Source organism: Candidatus Palauibacter sp. (genome assembly GCF_965237495.1).
Taxonomy (GTDB): domain Bacteria; phylum Gemmatimonadota; class Gemmatimonadetes; order Palauibacterales; family Palauibacteraceae; genus Palauibacter.
In genome coordinates this window covers 3,596,216-3,612,792 of record NZ_OZ250143.1, presented here as the reverse complement: position 1 = coordinate 3,612,792, position 16,577 = coordinate 3,596,216, and the positions used below count along the sequence as shown (strand labels likewise).

16 protein-coding genes and 2 pseudogenes are annotated in these 16,577 nt (G+C 66.7%); 4 read left to right on the top strand and 14 right to left on the bottom strand.

Annotated elements, in window-relative coordinates; all coding sequences use genetic code 11:
- Nucleotides 1-7 precede the first annotated feature (7 nt).
- Nucleotides 8-844 carry a formate dehydrogenase accessory sulfurtransferase FdhD gene (gene fdhD, locus ACPXY0_RS15890; RefSeq protein WP_423926198.1) on the top strand — a complete coding sequence of 279 codons (837 nt, stop codon included), beginning with the start codon at nt 8-10 and terminating at the stop codon, nt 842-844.
- 18 nt (nt 845-862) lie between these two features.
- On the opposite strand, the gene ACPXY0_RS15885 is transcribed toward fdhD, so the two are convergent.
- On the bottom strand, nt 863-2,518 hold the full coding sequence (locus ACPXY0_RS15885; protein WP_423926196.1) for a M66 family metalloprotease: 1,656 nt from the start codon (nt 2,516-2,518) through the stop codon (nt 863-865).
- Nucleotides 2,519-2,872: 354 nt separating this feature from the next.
- Between ACPXY0_RS15885 and ACPXY0_RS15880 the strand changes: the two genes are divergently transcribed.
- A protein-coding gene (locus ACPXY0_RS15880) for an IS630 family transposase (RefSeq protein ID WP_423926019.1) occupies nt 2,873-4,008 on the top strand; the annotation gives its coding sequence in 2 pieces (ribosomal slippage) (nt 2,873-3,305 and nt 3,305-4,008; 1,137 coding nt in all).
- 78 nt (nt 4,009-4,086) lie between these two features.
- Here ACPXY0_RS15880 and ACPXY0_RS15875 read toward each other — a convergent pair.
- The 13 genes and pseudogenes from ACPXY0_RS15875 to ACPXY0_RS15815 all read right to left on the bottom strand — a co-directional run bounded on the left by ACPXY0_RS15875 (nt 4,087) and on the right by ACPXY0_RS15815 (nt 13,919).
- Entirely contained in the window at nt 4,087-4,842 is a 756-nt protein-coding gene (locus tag ACPXY0_RS15875; RefSeq protein WP_423926194.1) for a hypothetical protein, read from the bottom strand.
- Nucleotides 4,839-5,570, bottom strand: a complete 732-nt coding sequence (locus tag ACPXY0_RS15870) for an ABC transporter ATP-binding protein (protein WP_423926192.1) — start codon at nt 5,568-5,570, stop codon at nt 4,839-4,841. Before ACPXY0_RS15870 ends, ACPXY0_RS15875 begins: the two co-directional genes overlap by 4 nt.
- A 3-nt stretch (nt 5,571-5,573) precedes the next feature.
- On the bottom strand, nt 5,574-6,467 hold the full coding sequence (locus tag ACPXY0_RS15865; RefSeq protein WP_423926190.1) for a hypothetical protein: 894 nt from the start codon (nt 6,465-6,467) through the stop codon (nt 5,574-5,576).
- A gap of 245 nt (nt 6,468-6,712) precedes the next feature.
- Entirely contained in the window at nt 6,713-6,931 is a 219-nt protein-coding gene (locus ACPXY0_RS15860) for a hypothetical protein (protein ID WP_423926188.1), read from the bottom strand.
- 277 nt (nt 6,932-7,208) lie between these two features.
- The gene (locus ACPXY0_RS15855) at nt 7,209-7,490 is read right to left on the bottom strand and encodes an MbeD/MobD family mobilization/exclusion protein (protein ID WP_423926186.1); all 282 of its coding nucleotides are present in this window, start codon (nt 7,488-7,490) and stop codon (nt 7,209-7,211) included.
- Nucleotides 7,491-7,499: 9 nt separating this feature from the next.
- Nucleotides 7,500-8,000, bottom strand: a complete 501-nt coding sequence (locus tag ACPXY0_RS15850; protein WP_423926184.1) for a hypothetical protein — start codon at nt 7,998-8,000, stop codon at nt 7,500-7,502.
- Nucleotides 8,001-8,295: 295 nt separating this feature from the next.
- Nucleotides 8,296-8,595: pseudogene (locus tag ACPXY0_RS15845) on the bottom strand (relaxase/mobilization nuclease domain-containing protein); the annotation flags it as partial.
- Nucleotides 8,596-8,720: 125 nt separating this feature from the next.
- Nucleotides 8,721-9,059, bottom strand: a complete 339-nt coding sequence (locus tag ACPXY0_RS15840; RefSeq protein WP_423926182.1) for a plasmid mobilization protein — start codon at nt 9,057-9,059, stop codon at nt 8,721-8,723.
- Between the two features lie 289 nt (nt 9,060-9,348).
- A pseudogene (locus ACPXY0_RS15835) lies at nt 9,349-9,549 on the bottom strand (helix-turn-helix transcriptional regulator); the annotation flags it as partial.
- Between the two features lie 63 nt (nt 9,550-9,612).
- Nucleotides 9,613-9,840: a hypothetical protein gene (locus tag ACPXY0_RS15830; protein ID WP_423926180.1), complete on the bottom strand. Its 228-nt coding sequence runs from the start codon at nt 9,838-9,840 to the stop codon at nt 9,613-9,615.
- 302 nt (nt 9,841-10,142) lie between these two features.
- Nucleotides 10,143-11,300: a tyrosine-type recombinase/integrase gene (locus ACPXY0_RS15825; RefSeq protein WP_423926178.1), complete on the bottom strand. Its 1,158-nt coding sequence runs from the start codon at nt 11,298-11,300 to the stop codon at nt 10,143-10,145.
- A gap of 135 nt (nt 11,301-11,435) precedes the next feature.
- A complete protein-coding gene (locus tag ACPXY0_RS15820) occupies nt 11,436-12,329 on the bottom strand; it encodes an Ig-like domain-containing protein (RefSeq protein WP_423926176.1) in 894 nt (297 codons plus the stop codon).
- Nucleotides 12,330-12,449: 120 nt separating this feature from the next.
- Nucleotides 12,450-13,919, bottom strand: a complete 1,470-nt coding sequence (locus ACPXY0_RS15815) for a dihydrolipoyl dehydrogenase family protein (protein WP_423926174.1) — start codon at nt 13,917-13,919, stop codon at nt 12,450-12,452.
- 218 nt (nt 13,920-14,137) lie between these two features.
- On the opposite strand from ACPXY0_RS15815, the gene ACPXY0_RS15810 reads away from it, so the two are divergent.
- Together ACPXY0_RS15810 and ACPXY0_RS15805 are read left to right on the top strand one after the other, a co-directional pair.
- On the top strand, nt 14,138-15,361 hold the full coding sequence (locus ACPXY0_RS15810) for an aminotransferase class I/II-fold pyridoxal phosphate-dependent enzyme (RefSeq protein ID WP_423926172.1): 1,224 nt from the start codon (nt 14,138-14,140) through the stop codon (nt 15,359-15,361).
- A gap of 67 nt (nt 15,362-15,428) precedes the next feature.
- Nucleotides 15,429-16,559: an N-acetyltransferase gene (locus ACPXY0_RS15805; RefSeq protein WP_423926170.1), complete on the top strand. Its 1,131-nt coding sequence runs from the start codon at nt 15,429-15,431 to the stop codon at nt 16,557-16,559.
- The last annotated feature ends 18 nt before the right edge of the window (nt 16,560-16,577 follow it).

The window sequence follows — 16,577 nt, the reverse complement described above, 5'->3', positions numbered from 1 at the left end:
TCGAGCCATGATCTCGCCTCGCCGGAACACCGCCCGCGTCGACATCGATCGCGTCTCCGACACATCGAGCCGCAGACGGCGTGATGCCGTGGCGGTCGAGGAGCCGCTCGAAATCCGAATCGCCACCGCCGCGGGCGAGGAACATCAGGTCGCGGTCACGATGCGCACGCCCGGGGATGACTTCGATCTCACCGCCGGGTTCCTCTTCTCGGAGGGTCTGCTGGCCCACCGATCCGATGTGGCCGACCTCCGCTACTGCGTGGAGGTCGAGACCCAGGAATACAACATCGTCACGGTCCAGCTGAGCGAAACCGCCCGCTTCGACCCGGCGGAGCTGACCCGTAACTTCTACACGACCTCGAGTTGCGGTGTCTGCGGAAAGGCGTCGCTCGAGGCGATCGAGATTCGGGGCTGCGCACCGATACCGGCGGAGGGTCCAACCGTGACCGGCGAGATCGTACGCTCTCTCCCGGAAGCGCTTCGCAGCAGCCAACCCGTGTTCGACCGCACGGGCGGACTTCACGCCGCCGGTCTCTTCGACGTGAGCGGCGAGCTTCAACTGCTCCGCGAGGATGTCGGACGCCACAACGCGCTCGACAAGGTGATCGGCGAGCGTTTCCTCAATGGCGGCTTGCCCCTGGGCGATGTCGTGCTGGCCGTGAGCGGCCGCACGTCGTTCGAGATCATGCAGAAGGCGCTCGCCGCCGGCATACCGATCGTCGTGGCGGTCGGCGCGCCGTCCAGCCTCGCCGTCGACGTGGCGAAGGAGTTCGGGATGACGCTTGCAGGCTTCGCGAAGCCGACGGGCTTCAACGTCTACACAGGCCGCCACCGCATCGGCTGACCGTCCCGGCCGCTCGGATCAGCGCCTCCAGGCCTCCGGGTCGGGGATGCCCCGGCTGAACAGCACTTCCGAGTCGGGGTCCGAGACCAGCGAGGCCACGGAGGCCTGAGCGAGCGCACCTGTCGGCGCCCCGCGCAGAATGGCAAGAACGCGGCCGTCGACCCGGTTGCGGATGATCGCGACGGGTCTGTCGGTCTCCGCATCCAGCGTTGCGGCGCCATCAGGCCCCGAAAGCGTCACACCCGCCAGGGATTCGCCCCACCCGGGTTCGGCCGGGATGGTGAACAGGAAGCGCGACCCACCCTCACCGTCGGCCAACTCCGACATGTAGAAGTTCACGGAGAAAAGCACCCGGCCGTCCACCGCGGTGCCCCTGACTTCGTAGGGGCCCCCCGCTTGCGGCTGGCTGACCGGTGCATCTACCACGAAAGATGATTCGAGGAAGGGCACTCCGTCCGGCTGGACCCCTCCCCACAGCAGGAGCGTTCGCGTCGGCGCCCCCACAGCTCCGGCCGTTTCATGCTCTCGGAACCGACGGAACTGGGTCGCGTTCGTGAAGAAGTAGTCGCTGATCCAGTTGGGATTGCAGTAGCCCATGAGATCCGGGGTTTCCGGCGAGACCAGCGCGCGGCGCTCGAAGTCATACCCCCAGGCGCCGCTCGCTCCGCCTGCGTGCGGGAATGCCGGATCGGAGCCGCCGGCACCACCACAGGGGGCGTGGTCAAGACCCATGTTGTGCCCCAGTTCGTGAACGATCGCCTTACGGTCCGGTATCGCGAAGCTGACGGGTCCGCCGAGTTGCGCCAACCCCGCCGACACCGATGGCTCGGTCATCGTGCCCATCCAGTATCCGGTGCCACCCTCCATTTGCCGGATCACCCAGGCCTCGCCGAGCAGATCGAAGGTGCTCCGACTCGATGTCACGACGGGATCGTGCACGGTGAAGTTGAACTGCGCGACCGGGAGCAGCGAACCCACGGGCGCGAGAAGCTCGCCGTCCGTGGTCATGCCGTCCGTTATGCCGAGGATCGACGAGTCCGGCGCGACGCTCCACAACATCGGAATCAGCGTCAACTCCAGAGGGGGCATGGCGAGTACGTCCACACGGGCACGCCCCTCGAAGGGGATTCGCTGCTGCACCCCGATCGCAGGGTCGAGCGTTCCCTCCGGGTCGATCTCGACGACCATCTCCAGGCCCGGCTGAATCACCCAGCCCGGGACCTCGGCGTTCGACGACCGCTCAACTGCGCTCTCGTCCAGCGAGGAGGGAATCGCGGCAGTCCCCGCCGCGATGTCCTCACGATGGACCTCCGCCCCCTCGTGGTAGAATCGCGCGCGTACCGCCGGAAGCGTCTCGCCGCCGGCAGCCGGGGCGGCCACGAAGACCCGCAGCAGGGCCGGATCGTCCGCGATCAGCGGGACGGGGTGTGCCCGCGACTGGATGGCCCGGACCAGGTACGCCGCGGACTCCGCTCGCCCGCTCTCGACACAGCGTGCCACTCTGCGGGTGGGAATGGCTTCCAGCCAACGGATGAAGGCGGCCTCCGGCGGCGCACATAGCTCCGTGCCGCCGACCTGGAACACATCGAGTTGGCCAAGGGCTGTCAGCGCGATGGGGAGTGGACCGGCGAGCCTTGGATTGCTGGTCAGTTCAAGCGCGTCGAGATCGGTCAATGCGGCCAATTCCGCGGGAAGCGGACCCGAGAGCTGGTTCGTGGACAACTCCAGTCGGGAAAGGGCAGCGAGGTTGCCGAGTTCGGGCGGAAGTAAGAGTGCGTGAGCGTAAGCGGTGGTTCTGCAACGTGTTAGGACAAACCCAAGGAACTCCTGTACCACTTGGAATACACAGATCTGAACCGGAATACACTCGACTGCATCGGAAGCCCCCGGACGCCGGATCCCGGACTCCCCGGCTCCTCCAACGCCTTCCGACGACAAAAACGATACAGACTAGTGTCATGTCACACGTGATATGTCGTAAGGAGCGTGATAGACTTCTTGCCGGTCCACAATGGCGAGGAGGCTGGCATGAAACGGTATTTGGTGGAGTTGGAAGCGGGGGAGCGCGAGGCGTTGGCGGCGATGACACGCAAGGGTTCACATCGTTCGCGGAAGGTGATCAACGCGCTGGTTCTGCTCAATTGCGACGAGGGCGAGTTCAACGAGCGGCGCACGACCGGCGGGGAGATCGCCGGGGTGTCGCGGATCAGCGCGCGCAGGGTGGACCGGGTCAAGAAGCGGTTTGTGGAGGACGGTCTGGAAGCGGCGCTTGGGGGCCGGCGGGGTCGTCGCGCGAAGTACCTTCGCAAGGCGGACGGCGAATTCGAGGCGCGGCTGGTCGCGCTCAGTTGCGGCGATCCGCCCGAGGGGCGCGCGCGGTGGTCGCTGCGCCTGTTGGCGGACCGCGCGGTGGAACTCGGCTATATCGACAGCGTCTCGCACGAGACGGTGCGGCGGGTGCTAAAAAAAACGCCATCAAACCGTGGCGGCGCGTCGGCTGGGTGATCCCGCCGCGGCGCAATGCCGACTTCGCAGCGGGGATGGAGCGGGTGCTCGACGTCTACCGGCGTCCGTACGATGCGAACTTACCGGTGGTGTGCATGGACGAGACGCCGCGCCAGCTGATCGGCGAGACGCGCACGCCCGTCCCGCCGGCACCGGGACGGGCGGCCCGCGAAGACTACGAGTACCGGCGCCTCGGCACCTGCAACGTGTTCATGGCCACCGAACCACTGGCCGGCCGGCGCCAGACCAAGGTGACCGAGCGCAGGACCAAAACCGACTGGGCCCGCTTCCTGCGCGACATCGCCGCGCAGTACCCCGGCGCCACCCGAATCACGCTGGTGATGGACAACCTCAACACGCACCGCCCCGGCGCGCTCCACGAAACCTTCGAACCCGCCGAGGCCAAGGCGCTTTGGGATCGCTTCGAGTTCGTCCATACCCCCAAGCACGGCAGTTGGCTGAATGTCGCCGAGGTCGAACTCAACGTCATGATCCGCCAGTGCCTCAATCGCCGCATCGACTCCATCGACACCCTACGCGCCGAAGTCGCCGCCTGGCAGGCGGCCAGAGACCGAATCCAAGCCAAGGTCAACTGGCAATTCACCACGGACGACGCACGTGTCAAGCTCAAGCGCCTCTATCCGACGTTTGATGTGTGACATGACACTAGTCGTTCGTCAAATACATCCGCGACCCGACCTGGACGGCCCCGAGGCTCACCCTCCGCTATCGAACCCTTATGGTGCCTGCGCCTTGGCAAGCCTGCCGGCGCGAAGCGACCAGCGGATGCCGACGACACCCACCGCGAGCCAAAGGATGGCGAACCAAGCGATCCGCGCCAACGACACCCAAGGTTCCAGCGCGCCTTCGCCTGCCACCATGGAGTCGATGTCCCTGAGGGCAGAGAGTGGGAAGGACAAGGCCCGCAGCACGGGAGTCCAGCCCCCAAAAGGACCACCGGGGATCAAGAAATCGCGCTCGATGTAACCAGTGATGTACACGGCGAGCATCGCGATCGCCGTGCCGTGGTTCAACCAAGCCGTAAGGCCGAACCCCACGATTGACACGCATGCGGCGAGAAGCAGCAGACTCGGCAGTTCGACGAGCCGGTCCGCAATGGCCGAGTCAGAAAAAGCCAAGAAAAGTCCCATTTCGATCAGCGCGGCGAGAATGATGAAGATTGCCCCGCCAACGAGGGCTTCGCCGAGGCGAGTCAAGTAGAACCCCACCGGATCGGTAGTTCGCTGAATCCAAAGCTGGATCATCCCGCCCCGGAAGTCCTCGGATATCAGCCTCCCCGCGAGGATGATCGGGACGCCGACAGCCAGTACGAAAACGCGGGAATCCAGCCGAGTAAACTCGGACTCGGGCGTCGTGGCGGCCAACAAGGCAGCTAGCGCCGCTGTAACGAGGGTCAAGACCACCAAGGAAGTTGATTTTGCGTGCAGACGCAGCCACACGCGCCTCGGAAACCCCACCATGCGGGCCGTCATGGCGACTCCGTCGTCACCATGGCCTCCAAGGCCTCGGCGGAGTCCGCAGCCCCATGTGCCAAGGGACTCGCCCGTAGTCTGCCGCCGTCCAGAACAAAGATATCCGAGGCCAGTCTCCCCACCTCTGCGAGATCGTGGCTGGTCAGCACGACGGTCGCGCTCCGGGCCGCCATGGATTCGATCTCGCTTCGCATTGCCACACGCGAGGGCGGGTCAAGCCCCGAGAACGGCTCATCCAAAAACACCACGGCAGGTTCCCCGATCAGTGCGAACGCCAGACTCAGCCGTTGCCGATACCCCTTCGAGCAACGATTGGCTCGCTTCGCCAAGATCTGGTCGTCAAGGCGCCCCCGAGCGACGGCGGTGGCGAACGCCTCCCGGTGACCCTCCGGCGGCACGGCGAGATCAACACCGAACCCCAGCACGTCCGCAACGGTCCACGAGGGCGGATAGGTTACGAGCTCCGGCATGAATCCGATGTGTCGTCCGTCACGAGCCGCTCCAGGGGCACAACCCCCTATTCGTACTCGTCCGCGGTCGATTGGATGTAACCCTACTAGCGCCCGGAAGAGCGTGGTCTTCCCTTCCCCGTTCCTGCCGACAATGGCGGCGACGGCCCCGGACGACACCTCAAGGTCGAGCTCGTCGAGGACAACGTGGCTCCGGAAACGGCGTCGATACGATACGCGAAGACCCTCAGCGACGACTGCGGCTTCTGAATGGGGCACCGGTCACTCCTGAATTGCGTCTAGTGCTTGGAACTGAAGGTGCGAGCCCTCCGCAGCATCCCACGCAAGGAGTGCCTGACGTCCGGACACGAACACATAGGGGGCAGGCGGAAGATCCAGCACCTCCTCCTGTCCGTTCTTCCCCAACCGAACCAATCGCTTGGCGTCGGTTGCAGCGGGCGAGGGAGTTCGGTAGAGCAGTTTGCCTTCGCCACCATCGAACACGGCGTCGAACGGTGGCAGGGTTGACGGAATCTCGACGCGGAACCCGGTACTCTGTCCTTGCCGCGCTAGGTCCCGCAATGACCGGGCGTCTTCACGCGAAACGGGTAGCCGCTGGAGGTTATCGTGGCAGACGCGACGTTCTGCAAGTCCATTCAAATCAAGGACCTCCAAGCAATCCTCGGCCACCAGACCGAAGGCGATCGCTGGACCAAACGAAGTCAGCACCGGAGCCCAGTACGGATTCACTCGCCGGTCTCCGTTGTGACTCGGCGAGCTACGGCTGATCACCCGCCAATCCCCATCGCTCCCGCCCGCGAGAAGCCTCGCCTCCAAGGCTAGGTCCGGTTTCAAGCAAACGGCGACGAGAACCAATGCGCGGGCGGTGGCGATGAGATCCTCCACCCCAGATCCCGTGCATTCGCGCAGGTCTACTGGGCGATCCGCGATATGGTCGCCCTCCAGCCCGTACACGTGGAGCATGCCGGATCGCTCGGCCACGATCACGCTGTCTCCATGCACCACAAGCGCTTGCGGATTCCGGAATTCGCCCGGACCCAGCCCCTCGCGCCCGAAACTGTAGAGTCGCAATCCGCGAGCATCAACGCGGTGGACTTGGCCAGCGTGGCGATCGAGGATGAACCAGCTTCCCGCGTTCCAGACCGCATCCGTCACGGACCAGACCTCGGCAAGCAGCGGTACTCCTTCTGGGGTCGACACAGACGGCGAGCGCGCAACCCCAGGGTCGGCGCGCTCGGCTGCGATCTGCACCACGCTCCAGACGAGCGCAGCGACGACGACCACAGCGACGAGCGCGCCGACCCACCCGGCCGAGCCCCACCGGAATCCGCTTCGCGAAGAGTTTCGATCTTGATTTCGCATGCTGCTACGAAGCGCTGATATCCGAAGGGGGCCTGCTCCTAATTGAAGGGACTGAGGTAGTCCGCGGTGCAGTGAGCCACATCCATCGAGAACTTGATGAAGCGACCGAGCGTGCTCCCCTCGTGGTTGGTTGCCCTCTCATCGGCGCGCACGACTGCGTTCTCGATGCACGCGTCGAACTCATCGCTGGGCGTGGGGGTTGCTTGGGCGTGGAGGATGGTGGATGAGGCGAGCAGTGCCAACACCGAGAGGAACACGATGTTGACGGGCGTAAGGATACGGCGACGCTGGTGGTTCAGTGGTCTACTTCCTGATGAAAGGTTGGGAGTGAGGATCGGGACGTCAACGGAGTGGAATCTCGTTAACGGCGTGAAGGCTACCTAGAGTCGCTCGGGCCGTCAAGGGCCTGACCAGAATACCGTAGACGAAAGTGCTTTATGTCATTGGTACAGAGAGACTTACATGTCTACTACCTGCCGGCGATAGCCTATCAGCGGCTCGGCCCGGCATCGCGGTCTGGCCCGCGCGGCGGCGTTATCTCCAACCGTGGCCGTGCGGTCTCGCGGCGGCGGATGTCCCGCAATACTCGGTCAAGCGCGTCACCTGCTCGCTCAGCCGCTCGATTTGCCGCCCCAAGGCGTCGTTCTCCTCGCTCAGCCGCTCGACACGCCGCCGCAAGGCTTCGTTCTCCGCGCTTTGCCGCTCGACGCGCCCTCGCAAGGCTTCGACCTGCCCGGAGTGCCGCTGCTGTTCCGTCTCGTACTGCGCGGACAACCTCTTCAAGGCCTCCGTCAACTGCTCCTCTAACGCGGTCATACAACCCCCTCACTCGTTCGACAGCTTCAAGGCCGGACGGTCGTCCACCCACCAGGCCGGATCGGCCAGCGCCTCGTCCGGCACCACCACGAACGGCTCGCCCTCGATCTCGTGGAACACGATCCCCCAGGTGTCCACCTCCAGTTCGGCCAGCGTCCGCCGGGCGTCCTCGATGTCCCGATACAGTTCGGCGCGTGTCTCGATCCGGGCCTGGATGCTCCTCGCCAACCAGCACATCGTCGCCCAGCTTCCGCCGAAGATACCGAGCCAAAGGCTCAGGCCGACGATCAGGGGCCGGAGCCACGCCTTGACCAGCAACTCGCGCATCTTGCCGGTCGCCTCCTCCGTATCGCGCTCGATGGTACCGAGCGCGCTCCTCGCGACGCGCCGCGAGTTCTCGGCGAGCCGCGCGAGCTCGCTCGCGGTCAATTCCTCGATCTCCCGGCGTTCGTTCTCCAGCCGTCTCCGCAGCCGCTCGGTCAAATCGTTCGCGCTCGAAGTTCTCTCCATACAGTTCTCCTTTCAGCCGCCACCGGTCCCCGGTCTCGGGGTCCAGCACGGTGATGTAGTCCATGCCTTGGCGCGGCACTTCGAGGCCCGCCTCCCGCAGGGCTGCGACGACCTCGTGGCGATTCCGCACCGTTCCGTGCTCGACTCGCTGTAGCAGGTAGCCCCGGATCAGGTCGCGGGGTGAGGATTCGAGCCGGAGCCCGGCCCGCAGATGGGTGGCCTCGACGTATGCGCGGTGTCCCGGCTGCTGCACTCTGGCTCGCGTCGGATCGTCCGGACGAGCCCAGCCGTGTTCGTGGTTGAAGGCGTCCCGGAGCGGGCCGAACGTCTTCTCCCAACCGGGAGGGGCGATGTTCAGACTCCGCCCGGTTTCGAGGTCGCATCGGGCGGCGAGGACATGGACGTGCGCGCCGCCGTCCTCCTCGCGGTGGAGCACGGCGGCCCAAGCGTAGCGGTCGGGTTCGAGCCCGGCCCAAGCCGTCTCCTCGAACGCGTCCAGAACCGCGTCGATCTGTTCGTCGGTCGGCTCGTCCTCCGGCGCCCACGCGATCACGCCGGACGTGTACTTGTGCTCGAACGCCAGCGTGTCGGCCACGGCGGCAACTTGGTTCGGATCCCCCCGCAGGACCTTGACATCCTCGCGGCTTCCCGGCCGCGTCGCGCTCTCCGAGGAGGTAGTCTGCCGCCCTCCGGGCCGATCCGGTCCCGTGCGCGAGGAACTTAATCAGCATCGGCGTCCGGGCATCGGGGAGTGGCCGCCGCAGCGAGCGTCCGCTCGATGGCGATCAGGTGGCCGATCACCTCGACGGCCTCGATGGCCTGCTTGTGGGTGTTCACCCACCGGGCGATCTGGTTGAGGTTGCTCCCGATGCGCGCAATCTGCGCGGTGCGCTCGCGCTCGACCTCTACCGCCGGAGCGGTCCATGTGCGCGTGCGGGCCATGGCCTCTCGAAGGAGCGCCGAGAGCGGGACGCCGGCGGCCACGGCCTTGGCCCTCCAGTCGGCGAGTTCGGCCGCCGACACGCGGGCGGTGACGATCGCGGTGCGCCGGTCAGTCATCGGACGACCGGCCGACAAGGGGGACGGGGGGCGGAGCCTTCGCCCGCGCGCTCCCCCGGCGCGCGGACCTTGGGGGGATCGAAGGGGGGCAGGGCCTCCCCCTCGCCAGCCCCGAACGTATTACTTCGGGTAAGCTGGCTTGACCGCCCAAGGCGAGGCCAACGGGCTGTTCCCCGGCCGCTTCGAGCGCGCCGCATCATCGAACCGGGCGGGCTTCCGCCGCCCGCCAACCGGCCTCGGGGATCCCGGGCGCGGCCTCGCCGCGCTTACGGGCCCGGTCGCCCCCGAACCGGCTCTCGGCGATGCGCTCGCGGACCCATTCCTCCACCTCCGCCTCGATCCAGCCCACGGCGCGCCCGCCCAGGGGGACGGGCCGGGGGAAGCACCCCTCGGCCACCCGGATATAGATTGTGCTCCGCGACAGGCCCGTGCGCTCCAGCACCTCGGGCAGCCGCAGGAAGCGGGTCGGCGGGTTCGTTCTCCGTCCCATCGTGTTCTCGGTCATGGTCCTGCTCCTCCTCGTTGCTCTCCGCGTTCTCGTCGGTCTCCGGTGTCACGGGCGTCGAGGCGGATCGCGTCCACCATCCGATGCCCCGTCCTGCTCCGCGATGAACGCGAGAATCCGGTCCGCCGTCCTCAGCGACGGCGAGCGGCCACGGCCGATCTGGCGCATCAGGTTCGGATCGCCCAGCGCCTTCTTGCCGAACGCCGTCGGGCTCAGGCCCGAGCGCCCCAGAAACGCGCCGACGCGCGAAATGAACTGCCCTTCCAGCGTCTCCATGCCCGAACGCTGAACGACCATCCGCAAGGCCGTCAACCCTTTAGGGAATTCCCTAAGTGCTTATGACGTATCATGTTGTGTCATAACGTGTCAGAGCTGCGGAAGAGCTCCGCCAGCGGCGTGTCGGGACTCCCCCCTTGGCGAACCGCGGAGCGATCGTCCAGAGGTATGGGAACCGGTCCGACGAGGCCGGTTCGGCTCGGTTTGCCGCCGTGGATGACGGCAACGCGGTCGCGGCTGCCCGCCGACCGCGCTACGGATGTGAAAGGGCTGTGCTGGTCGGCGTCGAGGGTGGCGCGTAGCTACCCGAGGTACTCGCTCCACGCCTGCATGACTTCGGCGCGGCGTGTCAGCAGGTCGGAGCGCTGATACGCCTGAACGACTTGACTCCTGGGAACGTGGGCGAGGCAGGCCTCCGCGACCTCCGCCGGGACTCCCGACTCGGCCATCCACGACCGGGCGCTCGACCGGAACCCGTGCAGCGTCGAGGCGACCCCGGCCCGCCGCAGCACCCTGAGCGGCGCCTTCGGCGGAAGCGGCCCGCCGGTCCGCGACGGAAACACCAGCGGCGATTCGCCCGACAGCTTGCACGCCCGTTCCAGCACGTCGAGCGCGCCCGTGCTGAGCGGGACCGCGAACTCACGGCCCGCCTTCATACGGGATGCAGGTATCGTCCACCTTGCCGCGTCCATGTCGATCTCGTCCCAAAGCGCGCCCCGTGCCTCGCCGGGACGAACCGCCGTCAGCACGATCAGTTCGACGCACAGAACCGCCGACGGGTGCGTGTCGGTGGTCCTGCGGACCGCCCGGAGCGCGGCCGCGACCTCTCCGTGTGGTAGCGCCCGGTGGTGGGTTGTCGTGTGGCCGTTCGCCTTCGGCAGTGCAACGACCGCCCGGTCGACCGGGTTGTCCGCCCGGTAGTTCCGACCGATACACCAGCGGAAGACGGCGGTGATCCGGTGCTGGGCCTTCCGCGCGGCGGCGGGCTTCGAGTTCCAGATCGGCGCGAGGCACCGGAGCACGTCCGCGCTCTCGATCCGGTCCACCGGCTTGTCGAGCAGCGGCGCGGCGTGCAGACGGAACGTGGACTCCCACTGCTCGGGAAGCGGGCTCCCGGCCTTCCACGCCTCGCGGTGGAGTTCAATGGTCTTCTCGGCGGCCTCGGCGAACGTCGGGACGCCGCGCCCGCGCGGGTCCTGGCCCAAGCGGACGCCCCGGCTGTTGTCCAACGCCTTCTGCCGGGCCTCGGCGAGCGTCACCTCGGGATACGGCCCGAGCCCGATCGAGGTGAGCCGCCCTTCGATCCTGACGCGCTGCCGCCATGTCTTGGTGATCCGGCCATCCAGCGTCCGGTGGACGCGAAGGCTCAGCCCGCGCCCGCCGCGCCCGTCGCCGTAGACGCCGGGCCTGTTGACCGTTCGCACGAACGCCGCGCTGAGTGTCCTCGGCCGCTTGGTCATGGAGTCTCCTTCCTTGTAGTGTATCACTTATTGCAGCACTACACAGGGAAGCTTACACCGGATTGCCATGGACCGCAAGGGACGATCAGACGCCGCGTGTCCTACGGAACACGTTGTACAATAACGTGTTATGGCCTACTTGGTAGACCTTAGTGGATTACACTGGAAGATATGGCCGAGTTCGGGCGGGATCACGCCGATGAGGTTGTTGCCTTCCAGATCCAACTCGGTGACCCGGCCCTCCGCGTCTACGGTGACGCCGCGCCAGTCTGCCAGCGGCAGGTCCGTCAACCAGTTGTCGTCGTTGATCCAGCCCGGACCGTCGGTGACGGCGTAGAGCCTGGTCAAGGCGAGGCGATCCTCGTCGGCGCCGTCCAGCACCTCCACGCCCGCATCAGCCGAGGCCTCGTCGGCCATGGCGGTGATCGTCGCCATCCCGATGCCTGTGCCACTAACCAGTCCCGTGGCGTCCACGGTCGCGATCGACTCGTCACTCGTCCGCCAAGTCAGCTCCGGTTCGGCGACGGAGTGGCCGTTCGCGTCCGCTGCGTCCGCCGTCAGGCGGAGCGTGTCGCCCACGGCGAGCATGAGGGAGGAGGGCGAAAGGTCGAGAGAGCTCACGACCTGTTCCACGGTGATCGTGGCGCTCCCCGACGCGCCTTCCGCACTGGCGCTGACGGAGACCGTGCCGTTCCCGACCGCCGTCGCGAGTCCCGTCGCGCCGACGGTCGCGATGAGGGCATCACCGCTCACCCATGTCACCGAGGCGCCGCTTACGATCTGCCCGTTCTGGTCACGCACCTCGGCGGCGAGTCGCGCGGTGTCGCCGAGCGCCTGAAACGCAAGAGTGGAAGGGTTGATCGAGAGCGTCGTGGGCCGGGGGGGCTCCGGCGGCGGCGGCGGCGGGGCGGAGACATCTTCTCCGCACGCCAGCGTCGCCAGCACCGCCCATGAGACTGCCGCATCGCGCGGGTGCCAGCGCCGCCGCCTTGCTTCCGAGCCCAAACGCGTTCCGACGAGACCTGACATGCGGGATCCTCCGGGAGTGGCTCAACTCCAAGTGCCTCAAAGCGAGTAGATATCCTCGGTGTTAATCTCGAGAGTCCGGGAAGTTCTAGCGGTGCGGCCCCGGCGGGTGCTGCGGTCCGCTCAGGCCGGCATCGATCGTCCCACCCTCAGCGCGAGGTCGACCGCGGCCTTCCTCCAGCCGGACAGCGTGGATCTGCGATAGGCGTCCGCGGTCCGCTTCACGCCCTCGCTCATCGTGGGGTACGGATGGACCAGCGAAGCGAGCGTCCCCAGCTTGACTCCCGCCTTCATCGCGAGCGCGATCTCCGCGATCATGGTGCCCGCACCCGGGGCCAGGATGTGCCCGCCGAGGATCGAACCGCCCTTTCCGACGACGATCTTCACCCGCCCGACGGCGGCGCGCTCGACGATGGCGCGGTCCAGGTTCCCGATGTCGTAGACGTGCGCCGACACCGCGGATCCGTGGCGATCCCGCGCCTCGGCTTCGGTGAGGCCGACATGCGCGAGTTCGGGATCGGTGTAGGTGCACCACGGGATCACCCCGTAGTCGATGTTCGCCCGTACCGGGAAGAGCGCGTTCTGGACGACGGTGCGCGCCTCGTGGTCGGCGACGTGCGTGAACAGGAGGCCGCCGGTCACGTCGCCGGCGGCGAAGATGTGTCTCCGTGAAGTCCGCAGCTTCGCGTCGACCGTTACCCAACCCTTCGAGGTCGCCACGCCCGCCTCGTCCAGTCCCAGCCCCTCCGTGTTCGGCGCCCGCCCGGCAGCGACCAGGACCTCATCCACTTCGAACGTCTCGGGTGCGGCCGCCGCGCCGTTGCCCGACGCGCCCCCGGCTGCGGCGATCGTGACTCGCCGGCGCTCTCCCACCCGTTCGACGCGCGTCACGATGCGCCCGGTCCGGATCCGGATCCCCTCGTCGAGAAGCCTGTTCGTCAGCAACTCCGCGAGCTCCGGCTCCTCGCGCACCATGAGCCGGTCGAGCAATTCGACGACCGTGACATCGACTCCCAGGCGCCGGAACGCCTGCGCGAGTTCGACCCCGATCGGCCCGCCGCCGACCACGGCCAGCGAACCGGGGATCGTGTCCCGGTCGAAAGCCTCCGCGTGGGTGAAGTAGCCCGCCTCTTCGAGGCCGGGAATCGGAGGCACCGCGGCCCGCGAGCCCGTGGCGATGACGAAGCGACGCCCGCGCAGACGGCGACCGTTCACCTCGACCTCGTGCGGGGAGATGAAGCGCGCCGAACCTTCCACGACATCGACGCCCATGGCGCGAAAGCGCTCCGGGTCGTCGTGCGGCTCGATCTCGGCCCGAACGTCACGGACGCTGGCGAGCACGTCCGCGCCTTCGATCTCCGGCTGGACGGCCCGCAGGCCGTGCGCGGCGGCGTCACGGAAGTGATGCGCGACACGCGCCGAGCTGATGAGGGCCTTGGAAGGCACGCAGCCCGTCCACAGGCAGTCGCCGCCGAGGCGGTCGCGTTCGATCAGAGCGACACGCGCCCCCAACCCCGCGCTCCCGGCAGCCGTCACCAGACCCGCCGTGCCCCCGCCTATGGCCACGATGTCGAAAATGTCGTCCCGAGCCACGATCCCTCCCCGTTCGATGGGTCACCCGATCCGCACGTCAGCGACGCGCGGCGAGACTCGCCCGCGGCAGGTCGCCGTGAGCGGAACTGCACCACCTCCCACCCCACGTTCACGCGCGACCGAAATCCGTCACCGGGCAAGGGCCCTTTTTTTGCTTGCCCGGGGTCCCGATTCGCGATTAGCTTCGCGTTGTGTCGAATTCCACATTTCAAGCTGCGGTGTCACGGTCCGGGGACTCGACCAGAGCCCAGTCGGAGCCGCCTCCGATCCTCGCCAAGTGTCGTGAGTTAGCGACGGTACACGGCCTCCGCGAGGCCGGGCTCTATCCGTACTTCATGCCCATCGAGGCCTCGCACGACACCTGGGTCGTCATCAAGGGCGCCCGCAAGATCATGGTGGGCTCCAACAACTACATGGGGCTTACCCACGATCCGCGCATCCTCGAGGCGGCGCGCGAGGCGCTCTACAAGTTCGGAAGCGGCAACACCGGCAGCCGCTTCCTCAACGGGAACCTCGACCTTCACGAGCGCCTCGAAGCCGAGTTGGCCGATTTCGTGGGGATGGAGGCGGCGCTCGTATTCTCCACCGGGTATCAGACCAATCTGGGCACGCTGGGTGCGCTGATCGGGCGCGCGGATACGGTCTTCATCGACAAGCTCGACCACGCCAGCCTCCTGGACGGCGCGCGCCTCGGGCTCGGCCGCACGCGACGATTCAACCACAACGACTTCACTACGCTGCGCCGTATGCTCATGGCGGAAAAGCCCGCGCGCGGGAAGCTGATCGCGGTCGACGGCGTCTACAGCATGGAAGGCGACATCGCCGACCTGCCCGCCCTCGTCGAGTTGAGGCGAGAGTACGGCGCGGCGATCCTCGTGGATGACGCGCACGCCGTGGGCGTACTGGGCGAGACCGGTGCCGGCACCGCCGAACACTGGGGGCTCACGCACGAAGTGGACCTTATTCTCGGAACCTTCTCCAAGTCGTTCGCCTCCATCGGCGGATTCTGCGCAGGTACCGGGGAGGTCATCGATTACCTCCAGCACAACGCCCGCGCCCTCATGTTCAGTGCGAGCATGCCGCCCGCCTCGGCGGCCACCGTGCTGAAGGCGCTCGAGATCATCCGCAGCGAGCCCGAGCGCCGTGAGCAACTCTGGAAGAACACGTACAAGATGATGGAGGGGTTCAGGTCGATCGGGTTCGATATCGGTCCGACCGAGACCCCGATCGTGCCCATCCTCATCGGTCCGATGGAGAAGACCTTCCAGTTCTGGCGAGCCCTGTTCGAAGCGGGAGTCTTCACCAACCCGGTCGTTCCGCCGGCCGTGCCCGAGGGCAGTTGCCGCCTGCGGACGAGCTACATGGCCACGCACTCCGACGACGAACTCGATTTCGTGCTCGAGCAGGTGGAGCGCGTCGGGAAGAAGCTCGGCGTCGTCTGAACTGGCCGCCATCGGATCCAGGCCCGCCCGAAAGGCGCCGACACCAACCGCAACGAAGTCGCGACCCATGACGAACCCAGCTTCCTTGCTCGTCGTCGTGCCGGTGGAGAGCCGCGCCGATCTCGGGCGCTTCATCGAGTTCCCGTGGTCCATCTACCGTGATGATCCCGACTGGGTCCCGCCGCTGAGGAGGGACGTGCGGGCCGCTTTCGACCCGGCGAAGCACCCCTTCCACCTTCACTCCGAGGTTCAGCCCTATCTGGCGCTCCGCGATGGCGAAGTGGTCGGGCGGATCTGCGCGATCCGGAACCGGAACCACGAGCGGCTGCACGAAGAAGCGGTCGGCTTCTTCGGCTGGTTCGAGTCCATCGACGATCCGGAAGTGGCCGAAGCCCTGCTCGATACCGTGAGGGCGTGGCTCCGCGAGCGCGGCCTCGAGGGGATGCGGGGCCCCACCAGCTTCTCGACGAACGAGATCTGCGGCCTTCTTGTCGACGGAGATCCGGGCCCTCCCGTGATCCTGATGGCTCACAACCCTACGTACTACCCCGCCCTGCTCGATAGCGCCGGTTTGCGGAAGGCCAAGGACCTGTACGCCTGGCACATGACCGAGGGCTCCTGGCCCAAGCACATGTTCCGCGCCGAGAAACTCGTCGCGCGTCGCTACGGAACCCGCGTGCGCTCGCTGAACATGTCGAAGTTCGAGGACGAACTCGCCCTCGTACGGCGCCTCTACAATGCCGCGTGGGAGAAGAACTGGGGTTTCGTCCCCATGACGGACGCCGAGATGGATCACATGGCCGCCGAGCTCAAGCCGGTCCTCAATCCCGACCTGGCGCTGCTCGCGGAAACGCCCGAAGGGGAGACGATCGGATTCGCGCTCGCGATTCCGGACTTCAACCAGGTCCTGAAGAAGATGAACGGCAGGCTCACGCCTCTCGGACTCCTGAGAGCGCTCATTCACAAGCGAAAGATCACCTCCATGCGCGTCCTGATCCTGGGACTCCTGGAGGAATGGCGCGGCAAGGGCATCGACGTCCTCCTTTACCTTGCCCTTTTCCGGAACGGAACCGCCGCCGGCATGACGGAGGCCGAGCAATCCTGGATCCTGGAGGACAACCACAAGATGAACGCCGCCATCGAACGGCTGGGAGGCCGGATCTACCGCACGTATCGCCTCTACGAAGCGCCCCTCTAGCTCCTTTACTTGACCCCT